The sequence below is a fragment of the Thermostichus sp. MS-CIW-38 genome (genome assembly GCF_054058415.1).
The window spans coordinates 12,518-30,773 of the sequence record NZ_JBSSAH010000012.1; the positions used below are offsets into that span (position 1 = coordinate 12,518).

18 protein-coding genes and 1 pseudogene are annotated in these 18,256 nt (G+C 58.1%); 5 read left to right on the top strand and 14 right to left on the bottom strand.

Annotation, left to right across the window (positions count from 1 at the left end; all coding sequences use genetic code 11):
* Positions 1-111: 111 nt before the first annotated feature.
* From ACVWXZ_RS06170 to purB, 7 genes are all read right to left on the bottom strand, one after another.
* Positions 112-1,479, bottom strand: a complete 1,368-nt coding sequence (locus ACVWXZ_RS06170) for an FAD-binding oxidoreductase (RefSeq protein ID WP_457482288.1) — start codon at positions 1,477-1,479, stop codon at positions 112-114.
* Between the two features lie 404 nt (positions 1,480-1,883).
* On the bottom strand, positions 1,884-2,681 hold the full coding sequence (gene pstB / locus ACVWXZ_RS06175; protein WP_457440561.1) for a phosphate ABC transporter ATP-binding protein PstB: 798 nt from the start codon (positions 2,679-2,681) through the stop codon (positions 1,884-1,886).
* Between the two features lie 70 nt (positions 2,682-2,751).
* Entirely contained in the window at positions 2,752-3,645 is an 894-nt protein-coding gene (gene pstA / locus ACVWXZ_RS06180; RefSeq protein WP_457398131.1) for a phosphate ABC transporter permease PstA, read from the bottom strand.
* A 38-nt stretch (positions 3,646-3,683) separates the two neighbouring features.
* Positions 3,684-4,667, bottom strand: a complete 984-nt coding sequence (gene pstC / locus ACVWXZ_RS06185; protein WP_457482289.1) for a phosphate ABC transporter permease subunit PstC — start codon at positions 4,665-4,667, stop codon at positions 3,684-3,686.
* A 148-nt stretch (positions 4,668-4,815) separates the two neighbouring features.
* Positions 4,816-5,877, bottom strand: a complete 1,062-nt coding sequence (gene pstS, locus ACVWXZ_RS06190) for a phosphate ABC transporter substrate-binding protein PstS (RefSeq protein ID WP_457482290.1) — start codon at positions 5,875-5,877, stop codon at positions 4,816-4,818.
* 508 nt (positions 5,878-6,385) lie between these two features.
* The gene (locus ACVWXZ_RS06195; protein ID WP_457482291.1) at positions 6,386-7,366 is read right to left on the bottom strand and encodes an aspartate carbamoyltransferase catalytic subunit; all 981 of its coding nucleotides are present in this window, start codon (positions 7,364-7,366) and stop codon (positions 6,386-6,388) included.
* A 9-nt stretch (positions 7,367-7,375) separates the two neighbouring features.
* Positions 7,376-8,671, bottom strand: a complete 1,296-nt coding sequence (gene purB / locus ACVWXZ_RS06200; RefSeq protein WP_457482292.1) for an adenylosuccinate lyase — start codon at positions 8,669-8,671, stop codon at positions 7,376-7,378.
* A 133-nt stretch (positions 8,672-8,804) separates the two neighbouring features.
* Here purB and ACVWXZ_RS06205 point away from each other — a divergent pair, with 133 nt between their 5' ends.
* The 3 genes and pseudogenes from ACVWXZ_RS06205 (at position 8,805) to ACVWXZ_RS06215 (ending at position 10,406) form a co-directional block, all read left to right on the top strand.
* The gene (locus ACVWXZ_RS06205) at positions 8,805-9,386 is read left to right on the top strand and encodes a Uma2 family endonuclease (RefSeq protein WP_011430559.1); all 582 of its coding nucleotides are present in this window, start codon (positions 8,805-8,807) and stop codon (positions 9,384-9,386) included.
* A gap of 280 nt (positions 9,387-9,666) precedes the next feature.
* A pseudogene (locus tag ACVWXZ_RS06210) lies at positions 9,667-9,850 on the top strand (hypothetical protein); the annotation flags it as partial.
* 106 nt (positions 9,851-9,956) lie between these two features.
* Entirely contained in the window at positions 9,957-10,406 is a 450-nt protein-coding gene (locus tag ACVWXZ_RS06215) for a tetratricopeptide repeat protein (RefSeq protein ID WP_457403535.1), read from the top strand.
* On the opposite strand, the gene lipB is transcribed toward ACVWXZ_RS06215, so the two are convergent.
* The gene (gene lipB / locus ACVWXZ_RS06220) at positions 10,403-11,158 is read right to left on the bottom strand and encodes a lipoyl(octanoyl) transferase LipB (RefSeq protein ID WP_457403534.1); all 756 of its coding nucleotides are present in this window, start codon (positions 11,156-11,158) and stop codon (positions 10,403-10,405) included. The genes ACVWXZ_RS06215 and lipB overlap by 4 nt on opposite strands.
* A 13-nt stretch (positions 11,159-11,171) precedes the next feature.
* Entirely contained in the window at positions 11,172-11,492 is a 321-nt protein-coding gene (trxA, locus tag ACVWXZ_RS06225; RefSeq protein WP_011433516.1) for a thioredoxin, read from the bottom strand.
* 226 nt (positions 11,493-11,718) lie between these two features.
* Here trxA and ACVWXZ_RS06230 point away from each other — a divergent pair, with 226 nt between their 5' ends.
* On the top strand, positions 11,719-12,978 hold the full coding sequence (locus ACVWXZ_RS06230; RefSeq protein WP_457403533.1) for a hypothetical protein: 1,260 nt from the start codon (positions 11,719-11,721) through the stop codon (positions 12,976-12,978).
* On the opposite strand, the gene ACVWXZ_RS06235 is transcribed toward ACVWXZ_RS06230, so the two are convergent.
* The 4 genes from ACVWXZ_RS06235 to ACVWXZ_RS06250 all read right to left on the bottom strand — a co-directional run bounded on the left by ACVWXZ_RS06235 (position 12,956) and on the right by ACVWXZ_RS06250 (position 16,720).
* A complete protein-coding gene (locus tag ACVWXZ_RS06235) occupies positions 12,956-14,770 on the bottom strand; it encodes a SulP family inorganic anion transporter (protein ID WP_457482293.1) in 1,815 nt (604 codons plus the stop codon). The two genes, ACVWXZ_RS06230 and ACVWXZ_RS06235, sit on opposite strands and share 23 nt — an antisense overlap.
* Positions 14,767-15,348 (bottom strand): rhodanese-like domain-containing protein, encoded by a 582-nt coding sequence (locus ACVWXZ_RS06240; protein ID WP_457482294.1) that lies wholly within the window; start codon positions 15,346-15,348, stop codon positions 14,767-14,769. Before ACVWXZ_RS06240 ends, ACVWXZ_RS06235 begins: the two co-directional genes overlap by 4 nt.
* Positions 15,349-15,404: 56 nt before the next feature.
* A complete protein-coding gene (locus ACVWXZ_RS06245; RefSeq protein WP_414355907.1) occupies positions 15,405-15,872 on the bottom strand; it encodes a DUF29 domain-containing protein in 468 nt (155 codons plus the stop codon).
* A 131-nt stretch (positions 15,873-16,003) separates the two neighbouring features.
* Positions 16,004-16,720 carry an MBL fold metallo-hydrolase gene (locus tag ACVWXZ_RS06250; RefSeq protein WP_414413400.1) on the bottom strand — a complete coding sequence of 239 codons (717 nt, stop codon included), beginning with the start codon at positions 16,718-16,720 and terminating at the stop codon, positions 16,004-16,006.
* A gap of 149 nt (positions 16,721-16,869) precedes the next feature.
* Here ACVWXZ_RS06250 and ACVWXZ_RS06255 point away from each other — a divergent pair, with 149 nt between their 5' ends.
* Entirely contained in the window at positions 16,870-17,235 is a 366-nt protein-coding gene (locus ACVWXZ_RS06255) for an ArsR/SmtB family transcription factor (RefSeq protein WP_457482295.1), read from the top strand.
* 49 nt (positions 17,236-17,284) lie between these two features.
* On the opposite strand, the gene ACVWXZ_RS06260 is transcribed toward ACVWXZ_RS06255, so the two are convergent.
* Positions 17,285-18,232, bottom strand: a complete 948-nt coding sequence (locus ACVWXZ_RS06260) for a UDP-glucuronic acid decarboxylase family protein (RefSeq protein ID WP_457482296.1) — start codon at positions 18,230-18,232, stop codon at positions 17,285-17,287.
* Positions 18,233-18,256: the final 24 nt, after the last annotated feature.

Below are 18,256 nucleotides of genomic sequence, written 5' to 3' on the forward strand. Positions count from 1 at the left end.
CTGACTGTAGAGCTTTGGACTGGTGTTGTCCTGCCCAGACAATCCATCAGGGATTAAACATGGGCAATACAGATAGACCAAGGCCAATTGCTGTGCTACTGTTGCTATTCCTCAAGCAGAGGCGCGCTCCTGCCAGGTGCGCATCTTGCCCGGATTGAGCAGGCCATAGGGATCCACTTCTTCTTTAAAACGAATCTGGCGCGGATCCATCACTTTGCGCCCGCCGTCTTCGATGATGAAAGTGTGGGGGTTGGCAATAAATACTCCCTGCTCTTCGTGGTAGCGCATGATCTCGTTTAGACGCTCTTCGGTGGTAAAGCGGACAATTTGCAGGCCGACAGGGGTAGCTTGCCCGTTGATGCGAATCCACTCCAGGTGCATCAGCACTTCGTCGCCAAAATACTCGTACATGTGCTGCACCAGCTTCAGCTCCCGATCGGCGGGAAAAGCCGATTGTAAATAAGTCAGGCTGGGATCCACGCTGCGGCAGTGCAAAGTGGTGTGGTTCCAAGAAAATTCCCCCAGCGAGATCCCCTTGCTGGCCTCTTGGGCCGTTTTGTTGTAAACCACTTGGCCCCCATATTCCCGGACAAGCTCCAACAGCGGCTCCAGGCTGCATTCGGCCACCATCAACAGGGCCACAGCGGATCCTTCTGGCAAATGACCCCGCAGCGGTGCAAAGTAGCTGGGGATCGGCCAAGCGTGCAGGCTGACCAATTTCTTGAGGATCCCATCGGCATCTCCCAGGGCTTGGCCAAAATGGGCACAGGGCATAAAGCCCACTTCAGGGGGAAAGGCCACCACCAGCTCCACCCAAGGATAAGCAGGCGCCAGCGGGATCTCCACCTCGGTGATGATCCCATTGAGGCCCCAGGCATGGCTTACTTTGAATACCTCATCTCCCCGCAGCTCCAGCACCCGGGGCTCTTCCTCCAGGGTGACCACCCGCAGCCCCAAGATGTTGCCCCGATCCCGCAGTTGGCCGTAAGTCACAGAACCAATGCCACCACTGCCGCCAGCAATGAACCCCCCGATGGTGGCCGTGCGATAGGTGGAAGGAGCCATGCGGATCTCCCAGCCCATCTCCCGGGTGTGTTTGTCGATGGCCATCAACTTGGCCCCCGCCTGCACCCGCGCCAAGCCCGGCTTTGCCCAAAGCACCTGGTTGAGCTTGCCCATGTCCAGGATCACACCCCCGGCCAGCGGGATACATTGGCCGTAATTACCGGTACCGGCACCGCGCACCGTAACCGGGATCCGCAGCCTGGCACAGGCCGCTGCCACCCGCATCACCTCGGCCTCATCGGCGGGGCGCACCACCACATCTCCCCGCTTGTCGCTCAGTTGTCGGCTCAGCACGGGGCTGTAGTGGTAAAAATCCAACGACAACTTGGCCACCTGAGCCGGATCAGTGATGATCTCAATACCCTCTAAGTCAGAACGCAAAGCCTGCAGCTTGTCAGGAGCGGCAACGATCATAGGTATCCGTATTTGGGTGCAACGGTTCTTCAGACTGATACATTCACGCTGAACTCTCCTGAACATGGTTCAGGAAAGAAGCGATCGCATCCTGCCTATCTCTGTTCGCGTCAGCGGGACGGAGTCCAAACAGGAAGGCGGTATCCCGCAAAGCCCTGAGGAATACCCCCCGAGCGCTTTCCCCCTTCACTTCCCGGCAACCGTTGCGGTGGACTCAAGGATCAGGGGGAAACTTGGTCTACTATATCCCTCTCAATGACTTTTGCCAAACCGCCTAAAGCTCAGTAAATTCAGCAAAGTTCAGGGTTTTGGGGGTTAGAGGCATGCTCCATCATCGGCAGAAATTGCCTGCAAAAGGGTTTGCCGAGAACAGTATGGGAAGGATCCCTGTCCGGCCAGGTCGATTAGCCGAAGCGGCCCTCCACATAATCTCTTGTGGCTTGCTTGGTAGGGCTGTTGAAGATGACTTCAGTTCTGTCAAATTCAATCAGCTCGCCCACACGGTTGGATCCCGACACCTCCACGCTGAAGAAAGCCGTCATATCCGAGACGCGGCCGGCCTGCTGCATGTTGTGGGTGACGATGATGATGGTATATTCCTCCTCCAGCTCCTTCATCAGCTCCTCAATGCGGCGGGTGGAAATGGGATCCAACGCCGAACAGGGCTCATCCATCAAAATCACATCCGGCTTCACCGCTAGAGCCCGGGCAATACACAGGCGCTGCTGCTGCCCTCCCGACAGCGACTGACCGTTTTCTTTCAGTTTATCTTTCACCTCATCCCAAAGGGCAGCCCGCCTCAGCGAGGTTTCCACCACCTCGTCCAAGTCTACCTTCATCCCCAGCACCCGCGGGCCGTAGGCCACGTTGTCGTAAATGCTTTTGGGGAAGGGATTGGGTTTTTGGAAGACCATGCCGATACGCCGCCGCACCGCCACCGGATCGACTTCTTTGGCGTAGAGATCCTTGCCGTGGTAGGTGAGCTTGCCCTCTACACGAGCACCGGGGATCAAATCGTTGGTGCGGTTGAAGCAACGTAGGATCGTGCTTTTGCCACAGCCGGAAGGGCCGATAAACGCAGTAATCTGTCGGGCTGGGATGTCCAGAGTAACATTTTTTACCGCCAGATTGGAGCCATAGTAGACATTCAGGTTCTCGGTCCTGAAAACGTAAGAGGTCTGGTTAAGAGATTGAGTTTGCATGGCAGCACTCACAAAAAGAGCTAGAGTTCGACGAAGAGTTCGATTCAAGACTTTGTTGAGAATCCTCAGGCTATTTCCTGGTCTTGTACACCAAAAAGCGAGCGGTCAAGCTGGCCGCCAAAACAATGGCTAACAAAACCAAAGCGCCCGCCCAAGCCAGCTGCTGCTGCACCCTGTAGGGAATGATGGAGAAAAAGTAGACCATCACCGGCAAGGTAGCCACCGGGCCAAATAGATTAGTAGACCAGAAATTGTTGTTGAAGGCGGTAAAGAGCAGAGGTGCAGCCTCGCCTGCCGCTCGGGCCAAAGCCAGGATTAGCCCGGTTACGATGGCCGGTGCCGCTGCCGGCAAAACAACGCGCATTGTGGTCTGAAAGCGATTTGAGCCCAGGCCAAGGGAAGCCAAGCGCATGTCGGGCGAAACCAGCAGCAACGCCTCCTCGGTGGAGCGGATGACAATCGGCAGCATCAGCACGCCAAAAGCCACCCCTCCCGAGAAAGCCGAAAAGCCGGATCCCCTCACCACCACAGCATAGGCAAACAGGCCGCAGAGAATGGCCGGTACCCCCGTGAGCACATTGCAGGAAAACTTAACCAGATAAGCCAAGCGGGTGCCGCGACCGAATTCAGACAAGTACACTGCCGCCAAGATGCCGAAGGGAAAGCTCAAAGCCGCCCCCGTAGCCAGCACCATTAAACTGCCGACAATTGCGTGACCAAAGCCCCCTTCCGCCAGGCCAGGGGCAGGGTAGCGGGTCTGGGTGAGGACATCCCAATTTATCCGCTGGATGCCTTCCTTGCCCACATCCCACAGCACCCAAGATAGGGAAGCTATGATCACCGCCACAAAGAGGCCACTCAGCAGGGTTAGGACAATGCCTGTGTAATTGCGGACAGGGGCAATGGCGGCACGAGTAATGTCGATGTCAACCTTCTCAGGGGCAAGCTGTGCTGAGTCGGACATGATAACGGTGCTCCTTCATCTTCTTTCTGCTTCTGAAGTTACTGCTCCAGGTTTTGAAACTTGCGAATAATGATCTCGGCAACGATGTTGACCAATAACGTCAGCACCATCAGCACCACGCCGGCATACATGAGAGCCGAAACCTGCAAGCGTCCTGCCTCCCCAAACTGAGAAGCAATCAAGGCGGTAATGGTGGATCCCGGCTGCATTAGGGAGATATTGATGCGGTTGGCGTTGCCGGAAAGCATGGCCGCCACCATGGTCTCTCCCAGGGCCCGCCCCAGCGCCAGCATGATCGAGCTGACGATACCCGACAGGCCGGCAGGGATCATCACCGTTAAGATGGTCTCCCAGCGGGTTGCCCCCAGAGCCAAAGCCCCCTCTTTTAGGCTGCGTGGCAGAGATTCAAAGGTACTGCGGGTAATGGAGATGATGATGGGAGAGATCATGATCCCCAGCACCATAGCCACTATCAACAAGCTGGGCCCCCGCGGAGCCGGGCCACTCAAGAAAGGGATCCAACCCAGCGTCTGGTTAATGGCTCGAAAGATGGGCCGCACTGCTGGAATCAGCACAAAGATCCCCCACAGCCCCAGCACCACACTGGGAATGGCCACGATCAGCTCAATGGCAAAGCCAATCGGCGCCGTTACCCACTTGGGGGCAAAACCTTCCGTCAAAAAAATGGCAGTGCCAATGCCCAGAGGGATGGCAAAAATCAAAGCCACCAGAGAGGTTACCAAACTGCCATAAATCTGTGGTAGCACCCCGTAGATGTTTTCCACCGGGTTCCAGCGGGCAGTAACCAGGAAGCCCAAGCCAAACTGCTGGATCGCCGGCAGAGCCGCTTCGGTGGTTTGAAGAATCACCCAGATGAGGATAATGCCGGCAAACCCTGCCAAGGCCAGCGTCAGGCGGACAAAGCCCACATCAACAGCCCGAGACAGGCTCGCCTTTTTCTCAATGTCAACATCGATATCCGGGTTTGGTGGTGAACCATAACCCGTAGCCGCTGAAGTCATAGCCTCTCTCCCATGATCATCTTCGGTTCAAAATCTTTCCTAAAAATCCCACCGTGCAAGGTAAGCCCAGCAGCCGACCGAGAAAGCCTCATCTGCCTCCTCAGCCGGCCACCAGCTCCACTCTAGTGGAGTTCAGGCTGCACCCCGGTCATCGCACCGCATTGGGGTTAACGGTGATGGCATCCAGCTCTGCAAAGATCCGCTGGATAGCCGCCTCAGGCATAGGGATGTAGTCCAGCTCGCGGGTAATGGCCTGACCTTCCGGCCCCTGGGTCCACTTCAGAGCCTCCACCAGCTTGGTCAGCTTCTGCTGATCGGGATACTCGCGGTACAGCATCACCCAGAACAAGCCCACGATTGGGTAGTCATTTGGCCCTTCAGGGTCGGGCACCAACAGCGCAAAGTCATCAGGAATGGGAGCATCAAGCGCCGAGGTAGCTGCCTCAGTCGAGAACTCAACAATGTTGCCCGCTTTGTTTTCCAAGCGAGCAGTGGTCATCTTTTCCAGCTTGGCATAGGACTGGTTCACGTAGCCAATTGCCCCTGGCTCCTGCTTGATGGTGGCGGCTACGCCCTCATTCCCTTGGGCTCCAATGCCAACAGGCCACTCGACAGAAGTACCAGCACCGGCTGTCCAATTAGGGCAGACAGTTCTGATGTGGTTGGTGAACACAAAGGTAGTCCCAGAACCATCAGAGCGGTGTACCCAGGTGATGTCCAGGGGTGGCAGCTTGTTTGCTATACCTGGGTTCTCGGCCTTGATGCGAATGTCGTCCCAGCGAGTGATCTCGCCGGTCACGATGCCGCAGTAGGTTTTCCGCTTCAGGATGAGCTCTCCGTCTTCAATGCCGGGCAGGTTATAGGCAAACTCGATGGACCCTCCCGCCAGAGGCAACTGTAGGGGCTCATAGCCGTATTTAGCTCGGAAGCTTTCCAGGCGAGCACCGGAGAAAGGCGCCTCGGAAGCGCCGAAGTCCACAGTGCCATTGATCACCTGCTCTAGGCCAGCACCACTACCGACAGACTGATAGCTGACTTGCACAGTGGGGTCTACGGTGCGGTTGTAGGCGTCAAACCAACGTTGCAGCAAAGGAGCCGCAAAGGTCGCGCCCGCCCCGGAGATTTGCACGGTTTGGGCTTGAGCCGAGGTCGCTGTTAGAAATCCTACTGTTAGAGCGGTGAGGGAGAAAGCAGAAAGCAGGGTTCGCATAGGTAATATCTGTTGCGAATCAACACTTTCAACCCTATAACCTCAAAGTTAACAGAGGGATATCTAAAGGTTAACCTTAGGTTAAGTCAAGAGAAAAATCGATATTTTTTGAGTATACTGACTCGTTTCCAAACCTCGATTTTCCATCTGGTGGTCTTGGCCAGTTTGGATTTCAGCAAAATCAGGATCCTGGAGCCCAGAATCCGCGAAAAGGTCTAGCTGCTGAACTTCTATCTCGTTTGACAACCAATTAAACGGACACAACTTGAATAAGAGCTAAGCTTAGACGGCTGCAAAAAAACTCGATCCAGATCCAAGATGTGTAAAATTTGAGACAAAGATGTTGCTCCCCTCTCGGCAAGCTTGGACATGATTTCAGCAGGGCGGGAAAAGCTCTGGCCAGAGCTTCTTCCGACTTTTGACAGAGAGAATTAGCTAGGAGATGGACTTCAACACTCCAGACGTGGGGCAGCTCTACATGTTCCCCGAGCAGAGAAAGATCTGGGCTCTAAGCTGGGATCCGCCCGCCCCCCATGAGGTACAGCAGGGCCATGCGCACCGCCACGCCGTGGGTGACCTGCTGCTCAATCAGGTTCAAGCCGGGATCCTCCATCACCTCGGAGCTGAGTTCCACACCGCGATTGACCGGGCCGGGGTGCAGAAGCTTGACATCCGGGTGGCACAGGCGCAGTCGTTGCCGCGTGAGGCCGAAGAAGCGATGGTACTCCTGCAAGCTGGGGAGAAGGAACTCGCTCATGCGCTCCTGTTGCAGGCGTAGGGTGATAACAAAACGCGCCCCTTCGAGGGCAGGCTCTAGCTGCCAATGGACAGGGAGCGTATGGCCGGGCACAAACTGGGCAAAATCCTTGGGCAACAGGGTGGGAGGGCCGGCTAAGTGAACCTCAGCTCCGGCAGCCACCAAGGCATAGATATCGGAGCGGGCCACTCGCGAGTGGAGAATATCGCCGACAATGGCAATTTTGATCCCTTGCAGCAACTCCAGACGGGGACGCCGGGGATCCAGATGGCTGCAGAGGGTAAACAAGTCCAGCAGGCCTTGAGTGGGATGTTCGTGCAGGCCATCCCCGGCATTGAGAACGCCCACAGGGGATCCACGGCGGTCGATCTCGGCAGCCAACTGCTGCGGCACCCCTGCCTGGGCATGGCGAACGATCAAGAGATCGGATCCCATGGCCAGAAAGGTGCGGGCCGTATCCAAGAGCGTCTCCCCTTTGCTCAAGGAAGAGGTGCCTGGGGAAAAGTTGAGCACATCTGCCGAAAGGCGCTTGGCCGCCAGCTCAAAACTGGAACGAGTGCGGGTGGAAGGCTCGAAGAACAGCGTCACCACCACCTTCCCCTGCAGGGTGGGCACCTTGGGCAACCGCCGCGTCAACACCTCCTGGAAGCTGGCAGCGGTTTGCAAAACGATTTGATATTCTTCGGGGGTAAAGTCCGCCAAGCCCAGGACATGTTGCCGCTGCCAAGCCATAGGGGATCCTCAAATGCCCAGGCGGGCAAAGATCTCGTCTAGGTGAGTTAGGTGGCGCTGGGGATCAAAGCAGTCCTGCAGTTCTGCCTCGCTGAGGTGGGCCATCACCCGGGGATCCGCCAGCAGATTGGCGCGAAAGTCCCCCTGCGGCTGGTTCCAGGCGCGGTGAGCATTTTCCTGCACCAGGCGGTAAGCTTCCTCGCGGCTAAGGCCCTTCTCCACCAAGGCTAGAAGCACCTGCTGGCTGAAGATGACGCCGCCGTAGAGGTTGAGATTGCGCTCCATGTTGCGAGCGTGAACCTGCAGCTGGCCCACCAGCTCCGCCATGTTGACCAACAGATAGTGGCAGAGGATGGAGGCATCCGGCAGGATGACCCGCTCCACCGAGCTGTGGGAGATGTCCCGCTCATGCCAAAGGGGAATGTTTTCTAGGGCCGAGACGGCATACCCGCGCAGGAGACGGGCCAGCCCCGTCAGTTGTTCCGCCTTGATGGGGTTGCGCTTGTGGGGCATGGCAGAGGATCCCTTTTGGCCGGGGGCAAAGTACTCCTCAGCCTCCAGTACCTCTGTTCGCTGCAGGTGGCGGATTTCAGTAGCAAAGCGCTCTAGGGAAGAGCCAATCAGAGCCAAGGTTTGCACGTATTCAGCGTGGCGATCCCGCGAGATTACCTGTGTCGAGGCTGTATCGGGCTTCAGGCCCAGGCGAGCGCAGGCCAACTGCTCCACCTGGGGAGGCACGTTGGCGTAGGTGCCCACGGCGCCAGAGATCTTGCCCACCGCCACCACTTCCCGCAGGCGAGCTAGGCGCTCTTGGTGGCGCAGGCACTCGGCCAGCCACCCTGCCAGCTTAAAGCCAAAGGTAATCGGCTCGGCGTGAACACCGTGGGTGCGGCCGATCATGAGGGTGTAGCGGTGCTGCCGAGCTTGGTCGCGGATAGCAGCGATGAGGTCGGCCAGGCGGGCTTGCAAGATCTCCACCGAGGCCACAAGCTGCAGGGCCAGGGCCGTATCCAACACATCCGAGCTGGTCAGGCCCAGGTGGATGTAGCGCCCTGCCTCGCCCACGTGCTCGTTGAGGTTGGTTAAGAAGGCAATAACATCGTGCTTCACTTCCGCCTCAATTTCCAAAACCCGCGCCGGGTCAAAGGCGGCTTTGGCTCTGATCTCCTGCAGGGCTTCTTGCGGGATCCGCCCCAGCTCCGCTTGCGCTTCACAGACAGCCAGCTCCACCTGCAGCCAGGTCTGGAGCTTGTGGGCAGTGGACCAAATCTGGCCCATTTCGGGCAGAGTGTAGCGCTCGATCAAGGTGCCTTTTCCGTCGGTACAGTAGGATGAGCTAGGCTATTTTAGCCTTTGGCGTCCCCCCTCGAGGAAAAGCCGCTGGGGGATCCCTGCGGGCTTGGCTTGCGGTGTCGAAGGAGCAGCAAGGAGTTTGCAGATGACCGTCGGAGCTGTGCCAACTCAGGGAAAAAGAGCTTGGACAGCCGAAGAATTCATGGCGTTGTCCAGGGAGGGACATCGCTACGAGATTGTTGATGGGAAGCCAATTGATATGGGAAGCGCGGGGGCACTCCATGGTTATGTCTGCAGCCTCCTATTGGCAGCTTTGACCCCCTACGTTTTGTCCAACAAGCTGGGGATCGTTTTAGATTCCAGCACTGCTTTTAAGATGAAGAGTGGAAATTGGCGCTCCCCTGACATCTCTTTTTTTGCTAAAGAACGCTTGCAGGGCATGGCTGAACTGCCCACAGGATTTTTGGAAGGCGCTCCAGATCTGGCTGTTGAAGTGCTTTCCCCCCGCAATACGGTTGAAGAAATTCATGACAAGCTGGTGGAGTACTTTGAAAATGGCAGCCGCCTGGTTTGGCTGGTTCACCCCAGCGAGCACTACGTCCTGGTGTATCGCAGCTCTCAAGAGCCTGACCGCCTCCTGAAATCGGTTGATCTTCTAGAAGGTGAAGAGGTTATTCCAGGATTTGCCCTGCCGGTGGCTCATCTATTCCAGAAGCTTTCCTTGTAACATCCCCCCGCCCTCACTCTAGCCAATAGAGCTTGGGCCTCCCAACCTTGCCATTGGGCATTCCTGCCCCGCGTCACAGAACGACTTGGCAGAGGAGTCGGTATCTCGACCCTGACTTTCTCGCCAGAGCGCGGAACTTGTAGCTCCCCGCACCCCTTGCAAGTTAAGTGCAGGGGGTTGCCCCTCTCGCCGACGGTCTATATTGAACTAGTTCGGGATCCGAAGAGCATGACTCTAGTCAATAATAAGCTCAACTATACTGAAAATAATGTATAATATGTTCAGTACGGATTACTACCAGTTGATCTTTCTGTTTACTTTCGAGTCTGCCAACATGGTAGCCAAAGCAAAGCAGAAAATTGGTAGTAAGACGACACGGAAACTGCGCTTTGGGTATTCTACTCAAAGCTTTGCGGGATACCGCCATTCTGGTTGGAAACAAACAGAATGCTATCGCTGCATAGTTGAACAGTGATGTTCAGCAGTGTTCAGCGTAAATGTATCAGGACGTCATTAGCGGTGCGGAGCACAATCAAGTGTCGATGGGGAAGGATAGCTCTGATAGGTTTCTTGGCAGCATTCCTCGCTCCTGCCCCTGCCACCTCTTTGCCTGCCTTCCCACCTCCTCCTGAGAAGACCTCGGCCCCAAACACCGCTTCCGAGTTCAACTGGCAGGGATCCCTCAAGTTGCTGCGGGGGGATCCCGTGGCTGCCCTGGCGGATCTGGATCGGGCGGTGCAGTTGGATCCCAGCTATGCGCCAGCCTATGTGAACCGCAGCTACGTCTACAACCAGTTGCGCCAGCCCCAAGAGGCGTTGGCCGATGCGGAGCGGGCCATTCAGTTGGATCCGCGAATTCCAGAAGCCTACTTTAGCCGCGGGGTGGCCTATCTTCAGTTGGGGGATCGAGAAGCGGCGATGGCCGACTTTCGCCAGGCCTTGGCTCTCTTTTCCAAGAGCGGCAACTTTGCCAACCAGGCCATCCTGCAGCAACTGCTGCGCCAGTTGGGGGTGGATTAGCCTTGAGTCTTTAGAGACTTGCGTTCTCCCAACCACTCTGATAAGGAAACTTCCTGAGCTTGCAGCCCAAAGACCTGACAAAAGGACTTCACCACCACCGGGGCCACTGCCGCCATCGTTACTCGGGGACAAAACTGAACCAGGGATCCCACCGGGCGATCAGGGATCCCACAGGGCACGATGGCCTCGAAGGCAGCTAGATCCGGGCAGACGTTGAGGGCAAAGCCATGGTAGGTCACCCAGCGGGAGACCTTGATGCCGATGGCCGCCACTTTGCGCCCCTCCACCCAAACTCCTGTCAAGCCAGGGATCCGCTCCCCCTGTAGGCCGAAGTGGGCCAAGGTCTGGATGACCACCTCTTCTAGCTGGCGTAGGTACTCGTGGAGATCTGGGCGGTGGCGCTTTAGGTTCAGCATCGCATAGCCCACCCACTGCCCCGGCCCATGGTAGGTCACTTCGCCGCCGCGCTCCACCCGTAGGATTTCCGGCTCTTGTTCAGAAGGAGATTCCGGGTGGATAGCCGGGGATCCTATCGGCTGAGAAAGGCTCTTGAGAAACTTGGGATCGGCTCCTGCCCCCAAGGTGTAAACCGCAGGATGGGTGAGCAGCAGTAATCCGTCCGGCAACTGGGGATCCCGGATCATATGGGCCAGTCTTGCCTGCTGCCAAGCCCAGGCAGTGCGGTAGGGCACTTCACCCGGCAGGTGAACCTGCAGAAGCGGCAGTTGCACGGGGGATCCAGAAAAGTTCACCTAGCTTACAGGTTTAGTTAACCTGCGCCCGCAACCGCTCCAACAGGGCCCGCGGCTGCAACAGCCCCTCAATGCGGTCAATCGGCTTCCCATCTTTGAAGAGGATCAGCGTTGGCACCGCTTGAATGCCCCAGCGAGCAGCGATGGTTGGGTACTTTTCGGTGTCAACCTTCACAAAAGTAACCGCATCCCCCACCTGAGGTTTTACCTGCTCCAACACTTGCGCCATAACCTGACAAGGGCCGCACCAGGAAGCATAAAAATCCACCAGGATGGGGGTTTTGGATCCCTGAATCATGTCGGCAAAACTTTTGAATTGCTGTTTGTGCGCCATAGGAAACTCCCAGAGTGTTCTGAAAAGCCTGAAATGAAATCTATTTGTAAGCTAACTGTTTGAGACTAAAAATTAGGTAGGGATCCCGCTACGGCCTGCTTCGGTTTCCCGGTAGGATGGCTAGGGTTTGGGAGAAGAGCTAGAGCGTACCCGTAGTCTAGGGTGTTGTGGTGGACAAAGGGGCAGACTTTAGCAGGGTTTAAGGACTTGGAGGAGTGGGATCCCGATGGCAACAAGTAGCAGCATGGTGAATCGTGGCGTGTTGGCTGCAGTGCTGGCTGGGGTAGGACTCAGCCTATGGGGGGCTTGGCGTTGGCTGTGGGATCCCTGGGGCTGGGCTCAGGTAGTGGCCGGGTTGCTGCTGAGTTTGGGCAGCTTGCTCTACTGGCTCAAGACCCGCCCCGCCGATCACCTGGTGGTGGAGCCCCAAGGCTGGCGCATCAGCCGCCACACCCCCGAGCACTGGGTCATTCAAGCGGAGTTTGTGGCTCGCAACCTCAACCCCCTTTTGGAAGTCACCTTGGCCCAGGTGGAGCCGCGACTGCATTTGCTCAGCGCCGGATCCCTAGAAGGCATTCACACCCGCCTACGCCTGCGCTCTCGCCATCCGGATCTTCCCCCCCGCCAAGACAACTACTGGCAGGCCTACATCATCACCCCCCAGAACCAGACTGGCCTAGAGGTTGAGATCGAGCTGAAGGGGAAAGGGCTAGCGGATCTGCGCTCGGCCTGGCTCCAGCTGGACTACATTCAGTACGGGCGGCAGCGGCGCACCCTCAAGACCAGCCATCTCATCCTGCCGTTGCAGGAGGTGGATCCCTTGCCGGAGCTGAACTGGCAGCAGCAGGGATCCCTCCTTTGGGCCGCCGTTCCCACCCATCTGCTGACCCCCAGCGATGACTTGGCCGAGGTGCTACGGCGGTATGTAGGCCCTCACATCCAGCCCGGCGATATGGTGGCCATCTCGGAAAGCGCCGTGGCTATTGTCCAGGGCAACTTCCGCCATCCCCTGCAGGTGCAGCCCGGCTGGCTGGCCCGCACCCTGTGCTACTTCTTCCCCTCCAAGACCAGTCTTTCAAGCTGCTACGGGATGCAGACTTTGATTGACTGCTCCGGGGCCTGGCGGGTGGTGTGGGCTTTTGTGGTGGGATCCCTGGCCAAGCTGCTGGGGATCCCGGGGGTCTTTTATGCCCTGGCGGGGGAGCAGGCCGATCTCATCGACGACGTTACTGGCACCCTGCCTCCCTATGACCAGTTCATCGTGCTGGGGCCGCGGGATCCGGCCAAGTTGGTGGGGGATCTGCATCGGCAGACGGGCTACGAAGTGGCCATCGTGGATGCCAACGATCTGGGGCAGGTCAAGATCCTGGCAGCCAGCCCCGGCGTAGAGCGGGAGCTGGTGGAGCAAGCCCTGGGCAAGAACCCCGCCGGCAATGCCGCTGAACAAACCCCCCTTGTGCTGATCAGGAAGATGCCACCTGACTGAGGCTCTGCTGGGATCCGAGGGCTTGCATCGCCTGGTGAGTGGAGAGGAAGAAGCGCTCAGCGCCCACTTTCTCCACAAACCCAGCCTTTTGGAGGCGATCCATTACCGGCCCCTTCACCTCGGCCATGGCAAAGCCCACCCCTGCCTGCTGCAAACGTTCCACCAACTGGGTCAGCACTTCCAAAGCGCTGCCGTCGATGAAGTTGATGGCGCTGGCAACGAGCAGCACCTGCTCCACTGTGGGTCGCGCCGCCACCTCTCGCAGCAGATACTCCTGCAAGTAGGCTGCGTTGGCAAAAAACAGGCTCTCGTCCACCCGCACTGCCAAGATACGGGGATCGGTAATCACCTCATGGCGCTGCACGTTGCGGTAGTGCTCCGTACCGGGCACCTGACCCACGATGGCAATGTGAGGACGGCTAGCCCGCCAAAGAAAGAGCAGGATGGAGACTAACACCCCTATTCCGATCCCCTGCTCCACCCCGATCCCCAAAACACTGGCAAAGGTTACCAACCAAACCAGGGCATCGCCGCGGTCGTAGCGCCAGCTTTGCAGCAGGGGGTGAAAATCCACCAGTGCCAGCACTGCTACCAGAACGATGGCCGCCAGGGTGGTCTGGGGCAAGAAGGTGAACAGGGGCATCAGCCAGATGACCGTCAAAGCCACCAACAGGCCGGTGATCAGGGAAGCCAGGCCACTGTTGGCTCCCGCTTGAAAGTTCACCACCGACCGGCTGATGCCTCCCGTTACCGGATAGCCGCCACTGCAGGCTGCTGCCAAGTTGGCTGCCCCCAAAGCCACCAGATCTTGGTTGGGATCCACCTTCTGCCGCCGCTGGCTGGCCAAGGACTGCCCCACGGCATAGCTTTCCGTGAAGCCCACCAAGCTAATGGCCAAGGCGGTGGGCAGAAGCGCTGTCCACTGTCCCCAGCTCAACGAGGGAAAGCCCAAGGGGGGCAACCCGGAAGGAATGGAGCCAACAACAGATACCCCTGCCCTCTCCGAGAGGTTTAGGCCCCAGACCAACAGGCTGGTCACGAGCACAGCCGCTAGCGGTGCCCCCTTGGTCAAAATCAAGGCCCAACCTGGAGGCACACCCCAACGCCGCAGTTGGTGGGGCAACTTTCGCTGAGCGTACACCAGCAGGGATACGGCCAGCAGCCCTAGGCCAAAGGTTGCCCAGTTCACCTTGTCCAGGCTTTGCCACAGCCGCTGCACCAACAGCAAGAAGGACTCCGTGTTGGCGATCTTGACTCCCAAGAGGTGCCGGAGCTGGCTGAAGCCGATGATCAAGGCCGCCGCGCTGCCAAAGGCAGTCACCACCGTGTGGCTTAAGAAATTGGCCAAAAACCCCAGCCGCAACAACCCCATGGCCCCCTGGACCAGACCCACCTCCAAGGCCAGCCCCAAAGCCAACTGTCCATACTCCGGGCTGCCCGGCAAGGACTCCGTCCCGCTGACGCGACCGGCCAGGGGCTCCAACCCTGCCGCCACCAAGAGGGAGATGATGGCCACTGGCCCTACCGCCAAGGCGCGGCTGGATCCCAGTAGTCCATAGACGATCACCGGCAAAATACTGGCGTACAGGCCCACTTGGGGGGGCAACCCGGCCAACAGGGCATAGGCCATGCTCTGGGGCACCAACAGAATGGCCACCACAAGGCCGGCGATCAGATCTCCCGGCAAATCTGATCGTTGATAGTGGAAGACCCAAAGGGACTCCTTAGCAAAGGGCAGGTACCGCGCCAGGATCCCTTGCCCCGAAGAGGAAGCAGAAGGGATCCCACTCATAGCGCCTGACCTCGGTTCCAGGGCATGCGAGCCAAGAGCAGAGCCATGCCACAGGTGTTGGTTACACCCGCAAACACCAGCCCAGCGCCCACAAAGCCACTCAGCAGCAGCCACCAGGGGTTGACAAAGGCCCCCAGAAGGGTTCCGGTGAGCACCAGGGATCCCGCCGCAATCTGCACCTGCCGCATGATGGAGATGGGCGCATTTTGGGTGCGGGTAACGGGCAGCTTGGCCGCTTTCCAAGCCTCGATCCCGCCCTTGAGGCTAATCACCTCCGGCCAGCCGCGGTCTAGCAACTGACAACCGGCGCGGATGGAGCGGCTGCCCATGCGGCAGTGCAACACCACCGGCTTCTCTGGCGTGGAAGCAGGCACTTTGGTGGGATCAAAGGTAGAGAGGGGCAGGTTGATGGCCCCCGGTATCCGCTCATCGGCATATTCTCCCGGCTCCCGCACATCAATGAGCTGGACTCGCCCCTGATCCAGCCACTGTTTTAAGGTCAGGGCATCGATCTCCTTGAGACGGGGATCCCGTTCTTGCGAAGCGGAAGGGATAGGGTTTTGTTGGGTTACGGTCATGGTTGTCTCCTTGCTTCCAGCGTTGTCTAAAATGCAAAATGCAGCGATTTTTGGGATTAATCCCCCTCCTCAAGCAAATGACTGGGCTCACCGGGGTAAAACCGGCTATCCAGGATTTGCTCTGAGGAATAAGGGCAGGTTTTGGGGAAAATCTTTCTGGGCAGCTTGGTCTCCTCCAGGGCCAGCTTCAGCGCCCCCAAGTAAGACTTGGAGATGGCCTCTGGCAAATAGGGCTTGAGACTTGGGCTTTCTTCAAGAAGCTCCAGAACTTCCTGCCGCTGCAGCTGGAGGGTGAGGAGCCAGCTTGCGGATCTCCCCTCTGGCTGGTACTCCCACTTGAGGAGATGCCCAACCAAAACTGCAAGTCGGTTTCGCAGTTCCTGCCGCTGTTGCCTGCCCAACGATTCAATCTCCTCGACTAAATTGGGCAGATCCAGCTTCTCCCAGGCCCGATCCCGCAGAAATTGAGCTTGTTGCTGGATCCAAGCGTAGAAATCGCTCTCATAGAGACTTTCTCGATCCACGCTCAAACTCTCCATTTCTGGCAAGCCAATTGAGAGAAGGTTACCCAGAGCAGCGGGCCCTCACCATCGGAGTTTCACATGGGCTCCCCAGCCGGCGGGGGCTTACCCTGCACCTCGCTGCCCAGAAGGAATTAAACCGCTGCTGCCACTTGGCCGCACTGCTCGTTGGCCGGCACCGCTTCCTGGATCTTCTTCGGCTGGGGCAGGTTGAGGCTGTTCATCAGGGCAATGAAGCTCTCACGGGAACGCAGGTTGCCCGTTTCCGGATCCACAAAGCGCGGGTTCCAGCGCTTCTCCTCGCCAATGGTGGAGACGGTGTGCCCGCGATAGTCGTGGCCAGGATAGACCAGCGTCTCATCGGGCAGCGTAAACAAGTGCTGGGTAACATGGTCGTACATCAGGCCGGGATCCCCGCTTTGGAAATCCGTGCGCCCACAGCCGCGGATCAGCAGGGCATCTCCGGTCAGGACGCGATCCCCATTCACGCGGTAGGTCATGTGGCTGTCGGTGTGGCCCAGGGTAGCGATGGCTTCAATGACGACGGATCCCACTTGCAGCGTTTCCCCATGACCGATGAAACGATCTGCACATTGAGCCTTGGCCTGTACTGGCACCACCCCTTGGCAACCGGTCAGTTCCCGCAGCTTCCCGGTTCCCGTGATGTGATCCGCGTGAACGTGGGTTTCCAGGCAGTACTTCAAGGTTAGACCTAATTCCCGAATCAGCTTCAAATCCCGCTCCACCTGCTCCAGTACCGGATCCACCAGGGCGGCCTCGCGAGTTGTCGGATCCGCGATTAAATAGGTGTAGGTGCTTGTTTCTGCGTCGAACAGTTGGCGAAATAGCATAGTGCCCTCCTGTCTGGTATCGAAAGCCCGACGTGAACTTGGACTTCCTAGGAACACTATATAACTATCTAGTGTTAAAATTAAAATCAAGTTGACGAACGGCGCAAGCAGGTTTGTTGATTGGGGAAAAGCCGGTGAGCAGAGCGGATGTGAATGAGTGTCGCACGATCCTGACGCCGCAGGTTCTCGACAGCGTGGCAGAGTACTTCAAGGTTTTGGCGGAACCCAGCCGCCTGCAGATCCTGTGTCAGTTGCGCTCGGGGCCCAAGAACGTCACCCAAATCTTGGAAGCTACGGGTATGGGCCAGGCCAATGTTTCCAAGCACCTCAAGATCCTGACCCAGGCAGGGATCGTCAGCCGTCAGCCCAAGGGGGTGAGTGTTTATTACCAAATTGCGGATCCCATGTGCTTTGAGCTGTGTGAAGTGGTATGTCGGCAGTTGGTGAGTCGGCTACAACAGCAAGCCCGCCAACTGGAGCCGCTGGCAGCCATTCACCCAGGTCAATCGAGCTGAGGCGAAAATGGTTCTCAAACGGGTTGGGGTTGTCGGGAGCACCTGATGATTAGTCCAGCCCCAGCCGCTGACGAAAGTAAGGGATGGTCTGTTGCAGCCCAACTTGCAGCGGGATCCGAGGCTCCCAACCCAAGAGGGCGCGGGCTTTGCGAATGTCGGGCCGCCGCTGCTTGGGATCGTCCGTCGGCAGAGGCCGGTAAACGATGGGAGAAGGGCTGCCGGTGAGGGCGAGCACCTGCTGGGCCAGCTCCAGGATCGTGAACTCCTCTGGGTTGCCCAAGTTAAAGGGTCCGGGGTAGGGGCTATTCATCAGCCGGATCAAGCCTTCCACCAGGTCGGAGATGTAGCAAAAGCTGCGGGTCTGGGATCCATCCCCATAAACTGTTAAGGGATCCCCGCGCAGGGCCTGGACGATAAAGTTGCTCACCACGCGGCCATCGTCCTCCCGCATGGCGGGGCCGTAGGTGTTGAAGATGCGGGCCACCCGGATCTCCGTCTGGTATTGCCGCTGCCAGTCGAAGGTGAGGGTTTCCGCCAAGCGCTTGGATTCGTCGTAGCAGGCCCGCGGGCCAATGGGGTTGACGTGGCCCCAGTAGTCTTCCGGTTGGGGATGCACCTGGGGATCCCCGTACACTTCTGAGGTGGAGGCCAGCAGGAACCTCGCTCCCGTTTTCTGGGCCAGTTGCAGCAGGTGGTAGGTGCCCCAGAGGCTGGTGCGGATGGTGCGGATGGGATCCGCTTGGTAATGGGGGGGAGAAGCGGGGCAGGCCAGGTGGTAGATCTGCTGGATCCCGGCCTCTTCCAAAGCGGGCGGCAAGGGATCCGCCACGTCGTGCCAGATGAGCTGAAAGGCGGGGTTGTCCAGATGGGCCTGGACATTGAGCTGCCGGCCCGTGTAGCCGTTATCCAGACAAATGACCCAGTGGCCTTCTTGCAGAAGGCGGGTTACCAAGTGGGATCCGATAAATCCCAGGCCACCCGTAACCAGGATCTTCATGATTTCCCCTGATTTCCCCAGCAC